Origin of the sequence: Pseudomonas sp. B21-047 (assembly GCF_024748775.1) — a bacterium.
Taxonomy (GTDB): domain Bacteria; phylum Pseudomonadota; class Gammaproteobacteria; order Pseudomonadales; family Pseudomonadaceae; genus Aquipseudomonas; species Aquipseudomonas capeferrum.
Genome location: NZ_CP087169.1, coordinates 1,702,315 through 1,722,656, shown reverse-complemented (window position 1 = coordinate 1,722,656; position 20,342 = coordinate 1,702,315). Strand labels below are relative to the sequence as shown.

Here is a 20,342-nt window from a genome sequence, read left to right as displayed (position 1 = left end):
CGGCTTACTGCTCGGCCTGCACGGGCACGTACAGCAGTTGCAAACGCTCGCTGCTCCATGCCCGGGTGTGGTTGGTCAGCTCAAGGTTGTTGTTCAGCTTCTGCCCGTAGCTGGGTACGATCTGCTTGAGCCTGGCCTGCCACTCAGGGCTCTTGAGGCGGTCCTTGAAAGTCTTCTCCAGCACCGTCAGCATGATCGGCGCGGCAGTCGAAGCGCCTGGCGAGGCCCCCAGCAGCGCGGCGATAGTGCCGTCCTGGGCAGCGACCACTTCAGTACCGAACTGCAGCACGCCACCGAGCACCGGGTCCTTCTTGATCACCTGCACGCGCTGGCCGGCCTGCAGCAGCTTCCAGTCCTGGTTCTTGGCATTGGGGAAGTACTCGCGCAGGGCATTCATGCGGTCGTCGAAGCTCAGCATCAATTGCCCCATCAGGTAGGTGCTGAGGTCGATGTTGTCGATGCCGGCGTTCACCATCGGCAGGATGTTGTGGCTGTTCAGCGACGCGAACATGTCCAGCAGCGAGCCGTGCTTGAGGTACTTGGTGGAGAAGGTCGCGAACGGGCCGAACAGCAGCACCTGCTTGCCGTCGATCATACGTGTGTCCAGGTGCGGGACCGACATAGGCGGTGCACCGACCGACGCCTTGCCGTACAGCTTGGCCTGGTGGCGTGCAACCACGTCCGGGTTGTCGGTCATCAGAAACTGGCCACCCACCGGGAACCCGGCATAGCCTTCGGCTTCGGGGATGCCCGACTTCTGCAACAGCTTGAGCGCGCCACCACCGGCACCGATGAAGACGAACTTGGCGTTGACCGCCACTTCGTTGCCGCCATTGGCCAGGTCGGCCACCACCACCCGCCAGGTGCCGTCATCGTTGCGCACGATGTCACGCACTTCATGGCTGAGGTTCACGCTGACGTTAGGGTTGCGGGTCATCGAGGCGAACAGCTGACGGGTGATCTCGCCAAAGTTCACGTCGGTGCCGATCGCCATGCGCGTGGCTGCGACCTTCTGTTGAGGGTCACGGCCTTCCATCACCAACGGCGCCCATTGGCGGATCTGCTCGTGGTCTTCGCTGATCTGCATGCCACGGAACAGCGAGCTGTGCTGCAGGGCAGCGACGCGCTTGTGGAGGAAGGCAATGTTGTCGTCACCCCACACAAAGCTCATGTGCGGCACGTTGTTGATGAACGTTTTCGGGTTGCTCAGCACGCCTTGCTCGACCTGGTAGGCCCAGAACTGCTTGGAGACTTCGAATTGCTCGTTGACGCCCACGGCCTTGCTGATGTCGATGCTGCCATCCGTGCCGACACTGGTGTAGTTCAGTTCGCAAAACGCGGAGTGGCCGGTACCGGCGTTGTTCCAGGCGTTGGAGCTTTCTTCGCCCACCTGGTCCATGCGCTCGTAGACGTCGACCTTCCAGTTCGGCTCCAGCTCGGTAAGGTAGGTGCCCAAGCTGGCACTCATGATGCCGCCGCCGATCAGCAGGACGTCGACGGTCTTGTCCGGCTCTGCGGGTTTGGAGCAGCCGATGACGCTCAGGCAAAGGAGCGTCAGCAGGATTTTTTTCATTAGTAGCGCAATCCGATTGAAGTGAAGGATTGGCGCCCTAAAGCAGAGAGTGTGCCAACTGGCATTAGACCAATGGCTAAGGGGTGGGACACCCGGTCGCATGGCGACAATCCGCCACAGTTGCACCAGGTTCAGCGCTACAGTGGCGGATTTCCCCGCGCCGGAGGGTCAGGCCGTCAGCTGCGAAGTCACCTCCCCCAACTGCCCGGACAACCCATGCAAACGCTGCCCGGCCTGCTCGGTCTGCTGCACCGCTGCCTGGTTGGTGGTGGCGATGCGGGTAATTTCGATCAGGTTGCGCGAGATGTCCTCGGCCACGCTGGTCTGCTCTTCGGCCGCCGTGGCGATCTGCCGGTTCATGTCTCGGATCGCCTCCACCGCCGAGGTGATGCGCTGCAGCATCTGCCCCGCCTGCTGCACCTGCTCGGCTCCTTCCTCGCTGCGCTGCTGGCCACTTTCGATGGCCTTGACCGCCTCTACCGCACCCGACTGCACCGCTTCGATGATCTGGTGAATTTCGGCGATCGATGCAGCGGTGCGCTGGGCCAAACTGCGCACCTCGTCGGCGACCACCGCAAAGCCGCGCCCGGCCTCGCCCGCACGGGCCGCCTCGATCGCTGCATTGAGCGCCAGCAGGTTGGTCTGCTCGGCGATGCCGCGGATGACTTCGAGCACCTTGCCAATCCGCGTGCTGTCATGCTCCAGGTCACGGATCACCGCGGCGGTACCGGCGATTTCGCGGTTGACCACGCCAATGATGTCGATGGTCTGCTGCATCACCTGCTCGCCAGCCTGGGCGCTGTGATCGGCATCATCGGCCGCGCGGGCGGCATCGGCGGCGTGGCGAGCCACCTCCTGAGCGGTGGCGGACATCTCATGCATGGCCGTCGCCACCTGATCGGTGCGCTGGAACTGGTCATGCGTGCCCTGGGCCATGTCAGCCGCGATGCTGCGCAGCTGGCCACTGGCGCCTTCCAGCTCCTGGGCATTGTCCTTGAGCCGGCCGACTGTCTCGGCAAGAAAATCACGCAGGGTATTGGCCGCACGTGCCAAGCGCCCCAGTTCATCTTCACGGCGGCTGTCCACACGCGCCACGAAGCGCCCCTGGCTCAACTGCGCGACATACTCGATCAACTGGCGAATCGGCTCGATCAGGCTGCGATTGACCAGCCACAGGCTGAACAGGCCGACCAGCACCGCCGAGCCCAGCATCACCAGCAAGCCCAGCCACACCGTACGCTCGGCGCTGGCGTTGATGCTCGATGCACGCTCGCGCGCATCGGCGCGCAGTTGTTCGACCAGCTCGCTCATCTGTTCGCTGGCAGCACGGTCCACGCCCTTGACCGCTAGGTCGCCTGCAACCGGGTCACCACCTGCGGCGACAAACGCCTGGCGGCCCTGCGCATAAGCCTGGCCCAGTTGCAGATGGCTGGCACGCAGCTGTTGCAGCGGCGCCTTGAGCCTGGCATCGCTGCTGTCGATCAGTTGCCCAAGCATCTGCTGCACCTGCTGCTCGCGGGCCTGGAACTGCTGCCAGTACTTGTCCAGCTCGGCGGGCTGGCGTCCGCGCAGCAGCACGTTCTTCCATTCCTGCACCTGGATCTTGAACTGCAGGTTGGCCTCATCGATCAATTGCGAAGCCCGCAAGGGCCCATCCACCAGCTCGGCGTAGCCGCGCACGCTGGAAGACAGAAACTGGAAACACACCAGCGCGATCAGCAGCATCGCTACCAGGCTGCCGCCGAGCAGGGCGAGAATTTGCACTCTGAGGGATTTACGCAACATCGCGATCTCAAGACCAAAGGAAAGGAACGGCGCACGCTTGCGGCGCCGGGTAAGACATTCCATGTCCCCGTAGGCTCACCGCAAAAAAAAGGCTGCCATCGTTCGATAGCAGCCAGCTTGAGCACTTGCACAACAATTGAGACAAATAGTGTCAGGCAATTCCTACAGAATTGTTACAGAACCACGACAGGCTAGCCCGTGGTGAACTGCAACGAGGCTAATCGGGCATACAGCGGGCTTTCTTCGATCAACTGGCGGTGCGTGCCTATTGCCACCAGGCGCCCCTTGTCGATCACCGCGATGCGATCGGCGTGCTGCACCGTGGCCAGACGATGGGCGATCACCAAGGTGGTGCGACCGGCCATCACACTGGGCAGCGCCTGCTGAATCAGGTGTTCGCTTTGCGCATCAAGGGCGCTGGTAGCCTCATCCAGCAACAGGATCGGCGCATCGACCAGCAGCGCCCGGGCAATCGCCAAGCGCTGCCGTTGCCCGCCCGACAAGCCGATGCCACCCTCCCCCAGCGGCGTCTGGTAGCCCAGCGGCAGTTGCTGGATGAATTCGTCGGCATGCGCACCGCGCGCCGCTGCCTCGACCTCGGCCAGCGTCGCCCCTGGGCGGCCATAGCGAATGTTGGCCTCGACCGTGCCGCGAAACAGCGACGGGTTCTGCGCCACCAACGCGAACTGCTGGCGCAGCTCGGCCGGGTCGAGTTCAGTGATGGCCTGGCCATCGAGCAGGATGCGCCCCTGCTGAGGGTCGTAGAAGCGCAGCAGCAGGTCGAACAGGGTCGATTTGCCGGCGCCCGAAGGCCCGACCAGGGCCACGGTCTGCCCCGGCTCGATCGCCAGGCTCAAGCCGTCGATGGCTGCAACCGCAGGCCTCGACGGGTAGGCGAAATGCACGTCTTGCAACGCAATACGCCCGACAGCACGCCGCTGAGGCAGTGAGGCGGCTACGCGCGGCGGCAGGATTGCACTGCGTGCCGCCAACAGCTCGGCAATGCGCTCGGCCGCACCGGCGGCGCGCTGCAGCTCACCGATCACCTCGCTGAGCGTGCCGAACGCACTGCCGACGATCAGGCTATAGAACACGAAGGCAGCCAGCTCGCCTGCCGAGATACGCCCGGCAATCACGTCCATGCCCCCGACCCAGAGCATGACCCCCACCGCGCCGAGCACCAGCACGATGACCAGGGTGATCAGCCATGCACGCTGGGCAATACGCTGGCGGGCCACGCTGAAGGCCGCCTCGACGGTGCTGGCGAACAGTTCGCGATCGAGCGGCTCATGGTTATAGGCCTGCACGGTCTTGATCTGCCCCAGGGTTTCGGCGACGTAGCTGCCGACATCCGCCACCCGGTCCAGGCTCTGCCGCGACAGGCTGCGCACGCGCCGGCCGAACAGCAGGATCGGCGCCAGCACCAGCGGCAAGGCCACCACCACGATGCTGGTGAGCTTGGGGTTGGTGATGAACAGCAGCACCACGCCCCCTACCACCATCAAGGCATTGCGCAGGAACATCGACAGCGAAGAGCCGATCACCGATTGCAGCAAGGTTGTGTCAGCCGTCAGCCGCGACTGGATCTCGGAGCTGCGGTTGTCTTCGAAAAACCCAGGGTGCAGCCCGACCAGGTGATCGAACACCGCACGGCGGATATCAGCCACGCAGCGCTCGCCGATCCACGACACCAGGTAGAAGCGGCTGAAGGTACCCACCGCCAGTGCCAGCACCAACAGCAGGAACAGGCCAATGGTCTGGTTGAGCTGGTGCGCGGAGCGGGTCATGAAACCCTGGTCAACCAGCAGGCGGATGCCCTGCCCCATGGACAGGGTGATTGCCGCCGTGACCACCAGTGCCAGCAATGCCAGGAGCATTTGCCGGCGATACGGGCGAACGAACTGCCAACCCAGGCGCAGGGCGCGACGTTGGCCAGGGGAGACGGATTCGGGCATGGCGGCAACCAAAGCGGCAAGGAAGCAGCAGACTACCACTCATCGGAGCGCGCGGAACGCTTGGGGGTGACTATAGCCTTTCGATCTAAAAGGGCTCTGGAGCTTTACCGCCATTTCTGGTGGACTGTCAGGGCCGTGACAGTCGAGGATCTGTCACAGGCCAGTCACGGCGCAGGACTACCCTGAGCTTGAACCTGATGAGGAGACAGGACATGAGCTTGCAGCACAGCAGCGATACCCCGAAACCCCAGAACAACCCGCAACCCCAGGTGTGCGGCTCGATCATCGACGCCCAAGGGCGCGAGGTTCCGATCACCGAGCAGATGATCCAGAAAGCCTGCCAGGAACTGGAACAAAGCCGGGGTACTAAAGCCCGTAAAGGCTGATCGGCTAATTCATTGCAACCCGGCGCCTGCGCCGGGTTTTTATTGCCTCGGCCGGCGAAAAGGCCGACGCAGGCACATCACTCAGACCAACACCCCACCCAGCGCACTGACCAACTGCGCCAATTGCGGCGACTCGCCACGAATCCGCACCGCCAGCCCTTCGATTTCACGCCGAGGTGGATACTGCTTGCGCAACTGATCGAATGCCACCCGCTGCTCGGCCGGGTCGTCGCTCAAGCTACGGCGGAAGTCTGCATCGTCACGGCGCGGGTCGTACACGGCGCGGCACAAGGTGGCCAAGGCCCAGGCCGGGTCTGTAGTGGCATCGAGTTCAACTTGCGCCAGCGGCGGCTTGGGCAGCAAATCGGCCAGGCGCACCAGCTCCGCTTCGCCCAGGTGACGGCACAACGCCTGGTAGATCTGCGCAGTGCCCCGCTGCCGGCCATCGAGGCTGTAGCCGGCGATGTGCGGCGAAGCCAGCGTGCACAGGTCGGCCAGTTGCAGGTCGACCTGCGGTTCGCCTTCCCACACATCGAGCACGGCATGCACGTCTTCACGGTCCAACAGCAGCTCACGCAAGGCATCGTTGTCCACCACCGGGCCACGGCTGGCATTGATCAGCCACGCCCCTGGGCGCAACCGTGCCAGTTGCGCCTGGCCCAGCAGGTGCCAGGTGGGGTACTCGCCGCCCCGCTGCAAGGGGGTGTGCAGGCTGATCACATCGCACTGTTCCAGTACCGTATCGAGGCTGACGTAATCGCCCCCTTCGGCGGCCTGACGCAGCGGGTCGCACACCAGCACTTTCCAGCCCAGGCCATGCAGCACACGCACCAGGCGGCCACCGACCTCCCCCGCGCCCACCACGCCGTACGTGCGCTTGGGTAGCGCGACACCGTCCAGCTCGGCCAGGGTCAGCAGGCTGCCCAGCACATAGTCCACCACGCCGCGGGCATTGCAGCCCGGCGCGCTGCTCCAGTGGATGCCAGCCTCGGCAAAGTAGTCCAGGTCGAGGTGGTCGGTGCCGATGGTGCACGTGCCGACAAAACGCACACGGCTGCCTTCAAGCAGTTGGCGGTCGACCTTGGTCACCGAGCGCACCAGCAGCACGTCGGCGTCCTTGACGCTGGCGGCATCGAGGCTTCGGCCCGGATAGCGGCGGATCTCGCCGAAACCTTCGAAGAAGGCATCGAGCAGCGGAATGTTCTCGTCGGCAACTATCAGCATGGCGCTCTCCTGTCAGGGGAACGCAGTGTAGGCGCTACGCGCGGCGTGTTCCAGAGCGGTTCAGTCGGCTTTCTTGCGGATCCAGTACAGGAAGGTGCCCGCGTCCTCTTGCTGCTGCAGCAGTTCATGGCCGAGGAAGTTGCAGAACTTGGGGATGTCGCGGCGGGTCGACGGGTCGGTGGCAATGACCTTGAGCAAGCCACCGGCAGCCAGGCCACGCACGTGCTGGTGCAACATCATCACAGGCTCGGGGCAGTTCAGGCCGGTGGCATCGAGGACGGCGTCGGGGGTTAAATCAGTCATGGGCGGCTCCAAAATGTTCATCATTGTCGCGCATCGTGCGGCGCGCACCAAGGGCTGCGCGCCGCCCACGCACTCAACGCGGCTTCAGGTCCAGCCTGCGCAGATGGCAGGTCACTTCCTCACGGTCGTGATACAGCTGCTTGCAGGCGATCGAAACCCTGATCTTGCGCGCCTTGAACGTGGCCTGCATGCGGTCGAGCAGGCGCCGCACCTCGGTGTAGCGTTGCTTCATCGGCAGCTTGAGGTTGACCACCGCCTCGCGGCACAGCCCTTCCCCCAGCCAGGTTTCAATCAATGCGGTGGTCCGCGCCGGCTTCTCGACGATGTCGCAGACCATCCAGTCCACCGGCTGCTTCGGCTGCCAGGTGAAACCATCCGCCATCAGGTGCTGGACCAGCCCGGTGTCCATCAAGCTCTCGGCCATCGGGCCGTTGTCGATGGCGGTGACCAACATCCCGCGGCGCACCAGCTGATAGGTCCAGCCGCCAGGCGAGGCGCCCAGGTCGACACCGGTCATGTCATCACCCAGGCGCTGGTCCCACTGCTCGCGGGGGATGAACTGATGCCAGGCTTCTTCCAGCTTGAGGGTCGAGCGGCTGGGCGCTTCACGGGGAAACTTCAGGCGCGGGATGCCCATTGGCCAGAGCGCGCTGTTGTTGGCCGCAGCCTGGCCGACAAATACCCGCCGGCCAGTGATGAAGCTCAGCAGAAGGCGTGGACGGCTGGCGTCTTCAACCAGGCGACCGGCCTTTTCCAGGGCCTTGCGCAATGGCACCTCGAATTTGCGGCAGAACGTCGACAGCTCCTTGCCTTCGTTGCTGTCGAGCACTTCCAGCCACAGGCTGCCGAACACAGGCAGGCTGGCCAGGTGCTCGAGCAATACGCTGATGCGATCGCTCTCCGGCAACTCGACGAAACTGCCACGGGCCCACTGCCGCGGGAAGATCAGCTCAGCGAAGCGCAGTTCCCCCATCAGGCGCTCGGCGCCATTGTCCTCGGTGCAGACAAACTCGGCACTGGCGCTCTGCGCTTTGCCTTTGGCATAGCCGGCAACCCCCAGGCGGGCGGCATGTTCGCTGATCTCGGCGCAGACCTCGCCCTCGAAACCGGGCCGGCAATGCATGAACAGGGTACTCATCTCTCACTCCACTACGGCGGGCGCACCACAGGCGCCGGCAGGGCGGCGATGATAAAGGAAGTTCGGAACCTGCGACACGTCCCGCCGGTCCAGAAAAGGGTCAGGCAGGCCAAACCGGTCTAACCTGACCATTCAGCCAGGTCCGTACCGTGCGGATCGAAACAGAGCGGTGACACCGGCAAACACCCAGATTTGCCGGGCACCGGCGCAGAAGGAGTTGGCAATGCCCTCGCTCGATAGCCTGAACACCCTCAAGACCCTCAAGGTCGCCGACCAGACGTACCACTATTACAGCCTTACCGAGGCCGCCCGCCAGTTGGGCGACCTGCAACGCCTGCCCATGTCGCTCAAGGTGCTGCTGGAAAACCTGCTGCGCTGGGAGGACGGCAAGACCGTCACCGGTGACGACCTGCGCGCTATTGCCCAATGGCTGGAGGCGCGCCGCTCCGACCGGGAAATCCAGTACCGCCCGGCCCGGGTGCTGATGCAGGACTTCACCGGCGTACCCGCCGTGGTCGACCTGGCAGCCATGCGCGCCGCCATGGCCAAGGCCGGTGGCGACCCGCAGCGGATCAACCCGCTGTCGCCGGTCGACCTGGTAATCGACCACTCGGTGATGGTCGACCGCTATGGCACGCCCCAGTCGTTCAGCGAGAACGTCGACATCGAAATGCAGCGCAATGGCGAGCGCTATGCCTTCCTGCGTTGGGGCCAGAGCGCCTTCGACAACTTCCGGGTAGTACCGCCGGGCACCGGCATCTGCCACCAGGTCAACCTGGAATACCTTGGCCGCACCGTCTGGACCCGTGAAGAAGACGGCCGCACCTATGCCTTCCCCGACACCCTGGTCGGTACCGATTCGCACACCACCATGATCAACGGCCTCGGAGTACTGGGCTGGGGTGTTGGCGGCATCGAGGCCGAAGCTGCGATGCTCGGCCAGCCAGTGTCGATGCTGATCCCGGAAGTGATCGGCTTCAAATTGACCGGCAAGTTGCGCGAGGGCATTACCGCCACCGACCTGGTGTTGACCGTGACGCAGATGCTGCGCAAGAAAGGGGTGGTGGGCAAGTTCGTCGAGTTCTACGGCGATGGGCTGGCCGAGCTGCCCCTCGCCGACCGTGCCACCATCGCCAACATGGCCCCCGAGTATGGCGCCACGTGCGGCTTCTTCCCGGTCGACCAGGTGACCCTTGACTACCTGCGCCTGACCGGGCGCCCCGAGCAGACAGTGCAACTGGTCGAACAGTACTGCAAGGCCCAAGGCCTGTGGCGCCTGCCTGGCCAGGACCCGGTGTTCAGCGATGCCCTGGCCCTCGACATGACCGACGTCGAGGCCAGCCTGGCCGGGCCCAAACGCCCCCAGGACCGGGTCGCCCTGGGCCAGGTCAGCCAGGCGTTCGACCACTTCATCGAACTGCAGCCCAAGCCACTGGCCAAGGAAGTCGGCCGCCTGGAAAGCGAAGGCGGCGGCGGTGTGGCGGTGGGCAACGCCGACCAGGCGGGCGAAATCGACTACAGCCATGCAGGCCAGACCCACACCCTGCGCGACGGTGCAGTGGTCATCGCCGCGATCACCTCCTGCACCAACACCTCGAACCCCAGCGTGATGATGGCCGCCGGGCTGGTGGCGAAAAAGGCCCTGGAGAAGGGCCTGCAGCGCAAACCCTGGGTCAAGAGCTCGCTGGCCCCTGGCTCCAAGGTGGTCACCGACTACTTCAAGGCTGCCGGGCTGACGCCGTATCTGGATGAGTTGGGTTTTGACCTGGTGGGTTACGGCTGCACCACCTGCATCGGCAACTCCGGCCCACTGGATGAAGCGATCGAGCAAGCCATCGGCAGCGCCGACCTGACCGTTGCCTCGGTACTCTCGGGCAACCGCAACTTCGAGGGCCGCGTGCATCCGCTGGTCAAGACCAACTGGCTGGCCTCGCCGCCGCTGGTAGTGGCTTACGCCCTGGCCGGCAGCGTGCGCCTGGACCTGACCCGCGACCCGTTGGGCACTGGCAAGGACGGCCAGCCGGTGTACCTGCGCGACATCTGGCCCAGCCAGCAGGAGATCGCCGCCGCCGTGGCCAAGGTCGACACCGCGATGTTCCACAAGGAGTACGCCGAAGTCTTCGAAGGCGACGCGCAGTGGCAGGCCATCGAGGTGCCGCAAGCGGCCACGTATGTCTGGCAGGAGGCATCGACCTACATTCAGCATCCACCGTTCTTCGACGACATCGGCGGGCCGCCGCCGCAGGTCGAGGACATCGAGGGTGCCCGCGTGCTGGCCCTGCTCGGCGACTCGGTCACCACCGACCACATCTCCCCGGCCGGCAACATCAAGGCCGACAGCCCGGCCGGGCGCTACCTGCGCAGCAAGGGTGTGGAACCGCGGGACTTCAACTCCTACGGATCGCGCCGGGGTAACCACGAGGTGATGATGCGCGGCACGTTCGCCAACATCCGTATTCGCAACGAGATGCTTGGGGGTGAGGAAGGGGGCAATACCCTATTCGTGCCAACGGGCGAAAAGCTGTCGATCTACGATGCCGCCATGCAGTACCAGGCCCAGGGCACGCCGCTGGTGGTGATCGCCGGCCAGGAATATGGCACAGGGTCCAGCCGTGACTGGGCCGCCAAGGGCACCAATCTGTTGGGGGTCAAGGCGGTGCTGGCAGAAAGCTTTGAACGCATCCACCGGTCGAACCTGGTGGGCATGGGCGTGCTGCCCCTGCAGTTCCAGGCCGGGCAGGATCGCAAGCAACTGGCGCTGACCGGCAGGGAGCGCATCGATGTGCTGGGATTGAGCGGTGCTCATCTACGGCCAGGCATGAGCCTGACGCTGCGTATCACCCGCGAGGACGGGCAGCAGGAGCAGATCGAGGTGCTGTGCCGCATCGATACCTTGAATGAGGTGGAGTACTTCAAGGCGGGGGGGATTCTGCATTATGTGTTGCGCCAGTTGATTGCTGGTTGAGATGCAAGGCTTGGCTGGGGATTTCACAGGCACCGCAAATCCCCAGCCAACGCCCCCCTACCCCCTCTCTCGGCGGCCTCATTCCGCTATCGGCTACTGGCTCTTGGCCAGCCATTGAGTCATCATCAGACTCACACGTCACCAAACAGCCTTAAAAACGCAAAAATGACGCCATTTTGATCAAACGTGCCTGTTCCCCAGCTCAATCTGAATAATGGCCTATTGCCACAAATCAAGCCCATTAAATATCCATTCAATAAAACCAGCGGCTTGCCGATACCTCACGAAAGCCTTGCGGATTCTTTGCGGATTACCCACCCATGCGTAACAACCAGCCGATTACCCAGAGAGAACGGACTTTCCCTGCCCAGCAGCGGTTGATCTCCACCACCAACGCCAAGGGCGTGATCAGCTACTGCAATGACGCGTTTATCGAAATCAGTGGGTTCACCCGCGAAGAGTTGACCGGCGCGCCGCACAACCTGGTGCGTCACCCGGATGTGCCCGCGGCCGTGTTCGCCCACATGTGGCAAACCCTCAAACAGGGCCAGCCTTGGATGGGCATCGTCAAGAACCGCTGCAAGAACGGTGACCACTACTGGGTCAACGCCTATGTCACGCCGATCTTCGACAATAACCAGGTGGTCGGTTTCGAATCGGTGCGGGTCAAACCCACCGCCGAACAGATCCGCCGGGCCGAAGGCCTCTACCAGCGCCTGAACCAGGGCAAGTCGGCGGTGCCGCGACGTGATCAATGGCTGCCGATTCTGCAGGACTGGCTGCCGTTCATTCTGGTAAGCCAGGTGGGCTTCCTGATTGGCAACTGGCTTGGCCACTCCTGGGGCTTCGGCCTGGCGGCGGCCCTGTCGGTGCCCCTTGGCTTGCTCGGCCTGAGCTGGCAGCAACGTGGCCTCAAGCGCCTGCTGCGCCTGGCGGAACAAACCACGTCCGACCCCCTCATCGCGCAGATGTACACCGATAGCCGCGGCGTTCAAGCCCGCCTGGAAATGGCCATGCTCAGCCAGGATGCACGCATGAAAACCTGCCTGACACGCCTGCAGGACAGTGCAGAACACCTCAGCGAACAGGCGCGGCAATCCGATGCCCTGGCCCACAAGAGCTCTTCGGGGCTGGAGCGCCAGCGGGTGGAAACCGAGCAAGTGGCGGCCGCCGTCAACCAGATGGCTGCCACCACCCAGGAAGTGGCCAACCATGTGCAACGCACTGCCGACGCCACCCAGGAAGCCAATCGCCTGACCAGCCAGGGCCGGCAGATTGCCGGTGAAACCCGTGAGGCCATCGAGCGCCTGTCGGCGGCAGTGGGTGAAACCGGTGCAACGGTGACGCAACTGGCCAAGGACAGCGACGAAATCGGCGGTGTGGTCGATGTGATCAAGGGCATCGCCGACCAGACCAACCTGCTGGCGCTGAACGCCGCCATCGAAGCGGCCCGCGCCGGAGAGATGGGCCGTGGTTTTGCGGTCGTGGCCGACGAGGTACGCCAGTTGGCCCAGCGCACCGCCGAATCCACCGGGCAGATCCACGGCCTGATCGCCAAGCTGCAGCAGACAGCCAGCAATGCCGTACTGACCATGGAAACCGGCCACCGCCAGGCACAGGAAGGGGTCGACCGGGTCATGCAGGCCGATGAAGCGTTGGTCGGTATCAGCGAAGCGGTGGCCAATATCACCGACATGGCGACCCAGATCGCAGCCGCTACCGAAGAGCAGACTGCCGTCGCCGACGAGATCAGCCGCAACATCAGCACCATTGCCGACCTTGCCGACCAGACCGCTGAACAGGCCCAGCATTCGGCGCTGCTCAGCGAGGAACTGACCAGCACTGCCGGTAGCCAGTATTCGCTGGTGGAGCGTTTCAACCGCTAAGACACCGAGCCTTGGGTGCTATTGGGGCGGCCTTGGCGGGCCGCTCCTACCAGTCCAGTTGCAACCGGCTCTCGAAATACTGCTCCTCACCCGTCAACGGATCTTCGAAACGCAGGCTCTGCGCCAACAGTTTCAAAGGCCGCTGATAATCGTCATCGGTCTGCAGCAGTTCGGGGTAGAACGGATCGTTGCAGATTGCCGCGCCCAATGCCGCCATGTGTACACGCAATTGGTGGGTCTTGCCGGTCACCGGCGACAGACCGTAGCGCCATAACTCGCCACGCGCCTCCAGCACCTGGGCCAAGGTTTCGCTGTTGTCAACGCCCTCCACCTCCTGCATGCGGAAGAACGGCTCGCCATGCACCAGGCGGCTTTTGTGCACCAGCGGGAAGTTGTGCTGGGGCATGGCTGCGGCGATGGCCTGGTAGCGTTTGTCGATCCGCCGCTCGGGGAACAAGCGCTGGTAGGCACTGCGCGTCTGGGGGTTGGCGGAGAACAGCACAAGCCCTGCGGTATGCCGGTCGATGCGGTGCAAAGGCACCAGATGCGGGTTGTCCAGACGCCGAATCAGCCGGCGCAGCAAAGTCTGCTCGACATACTCACCGGTCGGGGTCACCGGCAGAAAGTGCGGTTTGTCGGCAACCACCAAATGCTCGTCCACGTGCAACAGAGTTTCCTGCACAGGGATCGGCCGCTCATTTGGCACTTCCCGGAAGTAGTGCAAGCGCATGCCGCGTTTATAAGCCAGCCCAACAGAGACTGCCTGCCCCTGCGCATCGAGCACGCGGCCCCGGGCAAAGCGGTCAAGCCACTGCGCCCGATCGATGGCCTTGAAATGGTCACACAGGCAATCGAGCACCGTCGCCCAGTTGCCGGGGGGCAGGCACACCGTGCTGGCTTGCTGGCGGGCAGGGTCGAAAGGCGTGGTCATGGCAGCGCTCAAAAGGTTGGAGGCCGCGCATTATCCTCCAAGCCTTCCACCTCAACCAGCCTGTAGCGTCGCCTCGCTGCGCGCCTTCAACCAGCGCAGTACTTGCACGGCCTCCCAGCGGCTGGGGTCGTACAGGGCATATAACAAACCCTGGTAACCTACGACGTCCAGGCCACGGTGGTAACCGGCACGCTGGAACAATGCCTCGATCTCGGCAAAACAGGTATTGAAGTGAACCTTGCCGAACGGCGTTCGATCTTCAGTCACCAGGCCTTCGAGGCGCAGTTCCAGAACGGCATCGCACACCCGCTCGACGGGCATGTGGTTGACGCTGTACTTGAGTTGCTCGACGTTGAGCATGGCCTTCCTCTCGAACACTGTATTTATATACAGTATACGGACCTCCCCTCATCCACGTCAATTCGCCAGCGCGTCATTGCAACCCCTGCAGGTAACCAGTGCCTCTGCGAATGGTCAGTACCTGGCCCCGCGGAGTGCCAGTGGTCACGGACAAATGCACCCACCGGTCAAACTCCAGGATCAGTTGATCGAAGGGTACGTCGCTGTCGCCGATTCTGCGTATCACCTCACGCAGGCTGACGTCGATCACCGTGAAGTCGGCTGCCAACCCCAGCACATGCTGGCTTGAAGGTGCCCCACCGACACGCTGATTAAGCGCACTGCAGCGGTAGCCGCTACTGATGATGATCGGCATGCCGAGCAGCGCACGTACCTTTTCAAGCACGCCACACAGGACAGTTAGATTGGCCAGCACCTCAGGTGTAGGGGTGTTGTCAAACCCTTCCCTTGCGGCGATTTGCGAAGCGGTCATTTCATCCAGGGTGAAATGAGGCGTGATGAACATGGTTAGATTCTCGATGACAGTTCAAGGGCACCGGCAGCAGTGGCCGGCACCCGATCATCGACTTGTAATCTCAACCATGGCGTGAGGAACGCGTGCCCATTGGGCGATCATTGCGCGAGAAACGCCACCACTTGCTCGGCATCGAACGGCCAATGCAGCTCGCCGCCATTGTCACAGCGACGCAGCACGGGAATGATCAGGCCATAGCGTTCGAACATGGCCTCGTTATCGGCAATGTCGACCAGCTCCACCAACAGGCCATGATCGACGAAAGGCATCAGCACAGCCTCGGCCACTTCGCACAGGTGGCAGCCGAGGGTGCCGAACAATTGGCATTCAGGCAGCATGGGGCAGTTCTCGGTTTGGCTTTGGAAAAGCCTATTCTAGGTCCGTCCCGCCCACTGCGCACCTGGCCTCGCTCAATCCTGGCTGGTCGCACCAATGCGGTGCAGCGACAGGTCCGCGCCCTGAAACTCCTGCTCGTGGCTCAAGCGCAAGCCATGCAGCGCTCGGATCACCCCATAGACGACAAAGCCACCGAGCAATGCCACCAGCACCCCCATAAGACTGCCCAGCAACTGGCTGGCCAGGCTGACACCGCCCATGCCACCCAAGGCGGCCTGGCCGAACACGCCACAGGCAATGCCACCCCACACACCGCACAGGCCGTGCAACGGCCACACGCCCAGCACGTCGTCGATTTTCCAGCGGTTCTGCGCCGCTGTGAAACTCCAGACAAACAGCACCCCAGCCACCAGGCCGGTGGCCAGCGCGCCAATCGGGTGCATCAGGTCGGAACCGGCACAGATCGCCACCAGCCCGGCCAGCGGCCCATTGTGCAGGAAGCCCGGGTCGTTGCGCCCGGCCAGCAAGGCCGCCAGGGTGCCACCGACCATGGCCATCAGCGAATTGATCGCCACCAGGCCGCTTACGCCCTGCAAGGTCTGGGCGCTCATCACGTTGAAGCCGAACCAGCCAATGATCAGGATCCACGAACCCAGCGCCAGAAACGGAATGCTCGAAGGTGCAAAAGCCACCAGGCGGCCGTCGCGGTAGCGCCCACGCCGTGGCCCCAGCAACACCACAGCCGCCAGCGCCAGCCAGCCGCCCATGGCATGCACCACGACAGAGCCGGCAAAGTCATGGAACGGCGCGCCGAAGCGTGCGTGCAGCCAGGCCTGCACACCGAAGTTGCCGTTCCACACCACGCCTTCGAAAAACGGATAGACAAACGCCACGATCAACGCGGTGGCACACAGCTGCGGAACGAAACGCGCACGCTCGGCAATACCCCCGGAGATGATCGCCGGGATGGCAGCTGCGAACGTGAGCAGGAAGAAGCACTTGACCAGCGCATAGCCATGGTCGACGGCCAGTTGCGCCGCCGGCTGGAAGAAACTCACGCCGTAGGCGATCCAATAGCCGATAAAGAAGTACACCAGCGCCGAAATGGCGAAGTCGCTGAGGATCTTCGACAAGGCATTGACTTGATTCTTGTGCCGTACGGTGCCCACTTCGAGAAAGGCGAAGCCAGCATGCATGGCCAGCACCAGAATGGCGCCCATGAGAATGAACAGGGTATTCGAACCGTGGACCAGGGAGTCCATCGCGCTGTGCATGTGTTCCATGAATAGGCAGACCTGCGGAAAAGGCACCAGGACAGTTCAAGAACCTGCATCCCTGCACCGAATCGGTGCCAGCCCCCTGCCCCGTTTGCTGAATGGGGCGAGGCCTGCATGGTTTATTCTTGGGTTTGTCGAGGATTGGGTTAAGGTTTACGGTAGTTCGTCACGCAGGGCGCCCCGAATCGGCGCAGTGCGCGCCAGCGGCGCCCCGCTACGTGGCAAAGCCTTAGCAAGGCCCATACCAGCCCAGTTACCCGCACAGCCACTTGAACCTTCGGCATGTGCTATCACTCGAACTACCAACACTCATCAACAGGGAGAGACCCATGGCCAGCAAATCGGCAAAGACTGCTCAAGAGATATTGATGGCTGACTTTCAGGCCTTGGTCCGCGACACCGAGAAGCTGCTCGCCGACACCGCCAACCTGGCAGGCGATCAGGCTGACGAATTGCGTGAACAGATCCATGACCGCCTGACTCAGGCCCGTGAAACCCTGCAACTGACTCAGGAATCGGTGCGCGACCGCGGCCAGGCAGCCCTTGGCACCGCCGAGCAGTACGTGCAGGAAAACCCCTGGCAGGCCATCGGTATTGCGGCGGGCGTGGGGCTGTTGATCGGCCTGCTGGCCAATCGGCGCTGAGGGGTTCCCATGGAGAATGACGCCATCGGCGCCGGCGCTTCGGGCAAACGCCTGGGCGCGGCGATGCTCGGGCTGCTGCACAGCCACATCGAGCTGTTTGGTATCGAGCTGCAGGAGCAGAAGGGCCGCACCTTGAGTCTGCTGTTGTTCGCAGGTTTGGCACTGGTGTTCGCCCTGCTGCTGCTGACGGCGCTGTCCGGGCTGCTGCTGGTGCTGCTGTGGGACAGCTATCGCCTGGCGGGCATCATCGGCCTGTGCGTGTTCTACGGTGTGGCCGCGTTGTATTGCGGCTTGCGTTTGAAGGCTGCAGTGTTCGACGAGTCATCGCCGTTCGGCGCGACCCTCGAGGAACTTGCCAAGGACCGGGAGCGCCTGTTGCCATGAGCCTGCCTGAACTACCCAATACCCGTAACCCTCGCGAACTGCGCAAGGCCCTGTTGCGCCTGCGTCTGGAGATGCACCGCCAGGAAATCCGCCACGAGTCGGGGCAACTGCTTGAGCCACTGCAGCGCATGCGCGGCATGGGCAGTTCGCTGCACGAGGGGCTTGGCATCAAGCATGCGCCGCTGTGGGGGATTGGCGCGGTGGTCGCCTTGGGCTTTCTCACCGGCAAGGGCGTGCGCAGTGGCAACCTGACACGGCTGGTGCGCTTGGGCGGCAGCCTGCTGCCACTGATCCGGCTGTACCTGCAGGGCAGCCGCCGGCACTGACGTTTTCGCATCACCTGAACAGACGCGATCACCCGCCGGTGATCGCGTAAACCTTCAGCTTGCATGGTGACTCACGACACAGGAAGCTATGCCCATCGACCGACAGGAGATCGAGCCTTGGACTGGCATACCTTGCTGACCCGCGAACGCCTGGGCAAAGCCCTGTACAGCCCCGAAGAACTCGGGCGCAGCCCTTTCCACAAGGACCACGACCGCATCATCTTCTCCGGCGCCTTCCGCCGGCTTGGGCGCAAGACTCAAGTACACCCGGTTACCAGCAACGACCATATCCATACGCGCCTGACCCATTCCCTGGAAGTCAGTTGCGTCGGCCGCTCGCTCGGCATGCGGGTGGGCGAAACCCTGCGTGACAGCCTGCCAGACTGGTGCGAACCGAGTGACCTCGGGATGATCGTGCAATCGGCCTGCCTGGCCCACGACATCGGCAACCCGCCGTTCGGCCACTCCGGCGAAGACGCCATCCGCCACTGGTTCCAACAGGCTGCAGGGCGTGGCTGGCTGGACGACATGAGCGATGACGAGCGCGCCGACTTCCTCAACTTCGAAGGCAATGCACAAGGCTTTCGCGTACTCACCCAACTGGAGTATCACCAGTTCGACGGCGGTACCCGGCTGACGTACGCCACCCTCGGCACTTACCTCAAGTACCCCTGGAGCGCCCGCCATGCCGATGCCCTGGGTTACAAGAAACACAAGTTCGGCAGCTACCAGAGTGAACTGCCGTTGCTCGAACAGATCGCCCGCAAACTCGGCTTGCCGCAACTGGAAGATCAACGCTGGGCGCGCCACCCGCTGGTCTACCTGATGGAGGCCGCAGATGACATTTGCTATGCACTGATCGACTTGGAAGACGGTGTGGAGATGGAGTTGCTGGAGTATGCCGAAGTCGAGGCGCTGCTACTCGGCCTGGTGGGCGACGACCTGCCGGAGACCTATCGCCAACTCGGCCCGCGCGACTCGCGACGGCGCAAGCTGGCGATCCTGCGCGGCAAGGCCATCGAACACCTGACCAACGCCGCCGCCCACGCCTTCGTCGAACAGCAACAGGCACTGCTCGCCGGGCATCTGCCCGGCGACCTGGTCGAACACATGCATGGCCCGGCCAAGCACTGCGTGCTGCAAGCCAAGGACATGGCGCGCAACAAGATCTTCCAGGACAAACGCAAGACCCTGCACGAGATCGGCGCCTACACCACACTCGAGATCCTCTTGAACACCTTCTGCGGCGCGGCCCTCGAACAGCATGGCGGCCGCACCCCGTCGTTCAAGAGCCGGCGTGTGCTCGACCTGATCGGCAACAATGCACCGGACCCGCATGGCTCATTGCACAGTGCCTTTCTGCGCATGATCGACTTCATCGCCGGCATGACCGACAGCTATGCCAGTGAAATGGCCCGCGAAATGACGGGGCGCTCCAGCCCGACCTGAGCCCGTCAGGTGCAGCCCGAGCACAGCCTCTGGCTGCACCCTTTCTTGAAGGAAACTTCCTACTTGTGTAGGTGCCGATTAAACACCACGAATAACAGTCAATGAAAAGTTACCAAACAAGGTTTGACATCAAGCTCCACAGGCCAAATTCGTAGCCCGATTTGTTTTATCCTGTAAGCCATTTCCCATATACAGCGAATAGCCCTTCCTCACATGCCCGACGACTTCCAACTGGGATAAGGTGCCACCCGTCACCCTCACTCGCCCGCAGGGAAGTTGAACATGCACTCCGTATTTATTGTCGACGACCACCCCGTTATCCGCCTGGCCGTTCGTATGTTGCTGGAAAATCAGAACTACAAGATCGTCGGCGAATCGGACAATGGCGTTGACGCCATGCAGATGATTCGAGAAACCGCCCCTGACCTGGTCATCCTCGACATCAGCATCCCCAAGCTAGACGGCCTAGAGGTGCTTTCCCGCTTCCAGGCCATGTCCCTGCCGTTGAAGGTTCTGGTGCTGACCGCCCAATCCCCGGCGTTGTTCGCCGTACGCTGCATGCACTCGGGCGCTGCGGGCTATGTGTGCAAGCAGGAAGACCTCAGCGAACTGCTCAGCGTGATCAAGGCAGTACTTGCCGGTTACAACTATTTCCCCAGCCAGGCAATCAAACACAATCAAACGGTAGATGCCGACCTGCAACTCTTCCGCCAGGTCAATGACCGTGAACTCATGGTCCTGCAATTATTTGCCCAAGGGCGAAGCAACAAGGAAATCGCCAAAGGCATGTTCCTCAGCAACAAGACGGTGAGTACCTACAAGAAGCGCCTGATGCACAAACTCCAGGTCGAGACCTTGGTGGACCTGATCGAAATGGCCAAACGCAACGCACTGGTCTGAGGGTTT

19 protein-coding genes and 1 pseudogene are annotated in these 20,342 nt (G+C 62.9%); 8 read left to right on the top strand and 12 right to left on the bottom strand.

The genetic code is table 11. The features are described 5' to 3' along the window. Positions 1-4 precede the first annotated feature (4 nt). From mqo to LOY26_RS07880, 4 genes and pseudogenes are all read right to left on the bottom strand, one after another. Positions 5-1,573, bottom strand: a complete 1,569-nt coding sequence (gene mqo / locus LOY26_RS07890) for a malate dehydrogenase (quinone) (RefSeq protein WP_186664150.1) — start codon at positions 1,571-1,573, stop codon at positions 5-7. A 168-nt stretch (positions 1,574-1,741) separates the two neighbouring features. Next, the gene (locus LOY26_RS26995; RefSeq protein WP_408980770.1) at positions 1,742-2,446 is read right to left on the bottom strand and encodes a methyl-accepting chemotaxis protein; all 705 of its coding nucleotides are present in this window, start codon (positions 2,444-2,446) and stop codon (positions 1,742-1,744) included. Positions 2,447-2,674: 228 nt separating this feature from the next. Further along, positions 2,675-2,785 (bottom strand): annotated as a pseudogene (locus tag LOY26_RS26990) (hypothetical protein); the annotation flags it as partial. Between the two features lie 764 nt (positions 2,786-3,549). After that, a complete protein-coding gene (locus tag LOY26_RS07880) occupies positions 3,550-5,313 on the bottom strand; it encodes an ABC transporter transmembrane domain-containing protein (RefSeq protein ID WP_033700445.1) in 1,764 nt (587 codons plus the stop codon). 212 nt (positions 5,314-5,525) lie between these two features. On the opposite strand from LOY26_RS07880, the gene LOY26_RS07875 reads away from it, so the two are divergent. Continuing rightward, positions 5,526-5,699, top strand: a complete 174-nt coding sequence (locus LOY26_RS07875; protein ID WP_167334463.1) for a PA1571 family protein — start codon at positions 5,526-5,528, stop codon at positions 5,697-5,699. Between the two features lie 81 nt (positions 5,700-5,780). On the opposite strand, the gene pdxB is transcribed toward LOY26_RS07875, so the two are convergent. From pdxB to rlmM, 3 genes are all read right to left on the bottom strand, one after another. Continuing rightward, positions 5,781-6,923, bottom strand: coding sequence for a 4-phosphoerythronate dehydrogenase PdxB (pdxB, locus tag LOY26_RS07870; RefSeq protein WP_186664144.1), 1,143 nt, complete (start codon positions 6,921-6,923; stop codon positions 5,781-5,783). Positions 6,924-6,983: 60 nt separating this feature from the next. Then, complete coding sequence (gene tusA / locus LOY26_RS07865; protein ID WP_186653972.1) at positions 6,984-7,226, bottom strand: sulfurtransferase TusA; 243 nt, start codon at positions 7,224-7,226, stop codon at positions 6,984-6,986. A 73-nt stretch (positions 7,227-7,299) separates the two neighbouring features. After that, complete coding sequence (gene rlmM, locus LOY26_RS07860; RefSeq protein WP_047583284.1) at positions 7,300-8,364, bottom strand: 23S rRNA (cytidine(2498)-2'-O)-methyltransferase RlmM; 1,065 nt, start codon at positions 8,362-8,364, stop codon at positions 7,300-7,302. Between the two features lie 223 nt (positions 8,365-8,587). Between rlmM and acnA the strand changes: the two genes are divergently transcribed. After that, positions 8,588-11,329: an aconitate hydratase AcnA gene (gene acnA / locus LOY26_RS07855; protein ID WP_258714553.1), complete on the top strand. Its 2,742-nt coding sequence runs from the start codon at positions 8,588-8,590 to the stop codon at positions 11,327-11,329. Between the two features lie 320 nt (positions 11,330-11,649). Then, entirely contained in the window at positions 11,650-13,215 is a 1,566-nt protein-coding gene (locus LOY26_RS07850; RefSeq protein WP_033700452.1) for a PAS domain-containing methyl-accepting chemotaxis protein, read from the top strand. A gap of 46 nt (positions 13,216-13,261) precedes the next feature. Here the strand turns inward: LOY26_RS07850 and LOY26_RS07845 are convergent, their stop codons facing one another. The 5 genes from LOY26_RS07845 to LOY26_RS07825 all read right to left on the bottom strand — a co-directional run bounded on the left by LOY26_RS07845 (position 13,262) and on the right by LOY26_RS07825 (position 16,639). Then, the gene (locus tag LOY26_RS07845) at positions 13,262-14,146 is read right to left on the bottom strand and encodes a pseudouridine synthase (RefSeq protein ID WP_258714552.1); all 885 of its coding nucleotides are present in this window, start codon (positions 14,144-14,146) and stop codon (positions 13,262-13,264) included. Positions 14,147-14,197: 51 nt separating this feature from the next. Continuing rightward, complete coding sequence (locus LOY26_RS07840; protein ID WP_186664178.1) at positions 14,198-14,506, bottom strand: transcriptional regulator; 309 nt, start codon at positions 14,504-14,506, stop codon at positions 14,198-14,200. 73 nt (positions 14,507-14,579) lie between these two features. After that, positions 14,580-15,011, bottom strand: coding sequence for a D-Ala-D-Ala carboxypeptidase family metallohydrolase (locus tag LOY26_RS07835; RefSeq protein ID WP_186664140.1), 432 nt, complete (start codon positions 15,009-15,011; stop codon positions 14,580-14,582). 107 nt (positions 15,012-15,118) lie between these two features. Beyond that, entirely contained in the window at positions 15,119-15,358 is a 240-nt protein-coding gene (locus LOY26_RS07830) for a glutaredoxin family protein (RefSeq protein ID WP_033700458.1), read from the bottom strand. Positions 15,359-15,430: 72 nt separating this feature from the next. Beyond that, entirely contained in the window at positions 15,431-16,639 is a 1,209-nt protein-coding gene (locus tag LOY26_RS07825; RefSeq protein WP_186664138.1) for an ammonium transporter, read from the bottom strand. Positions 16,640-16,962: 323 nt separating this feature from the next. Here LOY26_RS07825 and LOY26_RS07820 point away from each other — a divergent pair, with 323 nt between their 5' ends. The 5 genes from LOY26_RS07820 to LOY26_RS07800 all read left to right on the top strand — a co-directional run bounded on the left by LOY26_RS07820 (position 16,963) and on the right by LOY26_RS07800 (position 20,336). Further along, positions 16,963-17,277 (top strand): YqjD family protein, encoded by a 315-nt coding sequence (locus tag LOY26_RS07820; RefSeq protein WP_047583282.1) that lies wholly within the window; start codon positions 16,963-16,965, stop codon positions 17,275-17,277. Between the two features lie 9 nt (positions 17,278-17,286). Next, on the top strand, positions 17,287-17,661 hold the full coding sequence (locus LOY26_RS07815; protein WP_033700463.1) for a phage holin family protein: 375 nt from the start codon (positions 17,287-17,289) through the stop codon (positions 17,659-17,661). Next, positions 17,658-17,987 (top strand): hypothetical protein, encoded by a 330-nt coding sequence (locus LOY26_RS07810; RefSeq protein WP_186653961.1) that lies wholly within the window; start codon positions 17,658-17,660, stop codon positions 17,985-17,987. The genes LOY26_RS07815 and LOY26_RS07810 overlap by 4 nt, the downstream gene beginning before the upstream one ends. Positions 17,988-18,104: 117 nt before the next feature. Continuing rightward, positions 18,105-19,436 carry a deoxyguanosinetriphosphate triphosphohydrolase gene (locus LOY26_RS07805; RefSeq protein WP_033700467.1) on the top strand — a complete coding sequence of 444 codons (1,332 nt, stop codon included), beginning with the start codon at positions 18,105-18,107 and terminating at the stop codon, positions 19,434-19,436. Between the two features lie 282 nt (positions 19,437-19,718). Next, a complete protein-coding gene (locus LOY26_RS07800; protein ID WP_258714551.1) occupies positions 19,719-20,336 on the top strand; it encodes a response regulator transcription factor in 618 nt (205 codons plus the stop codon). Positions 20,337-20,342 lie beyond the last annotated feature (6 nt).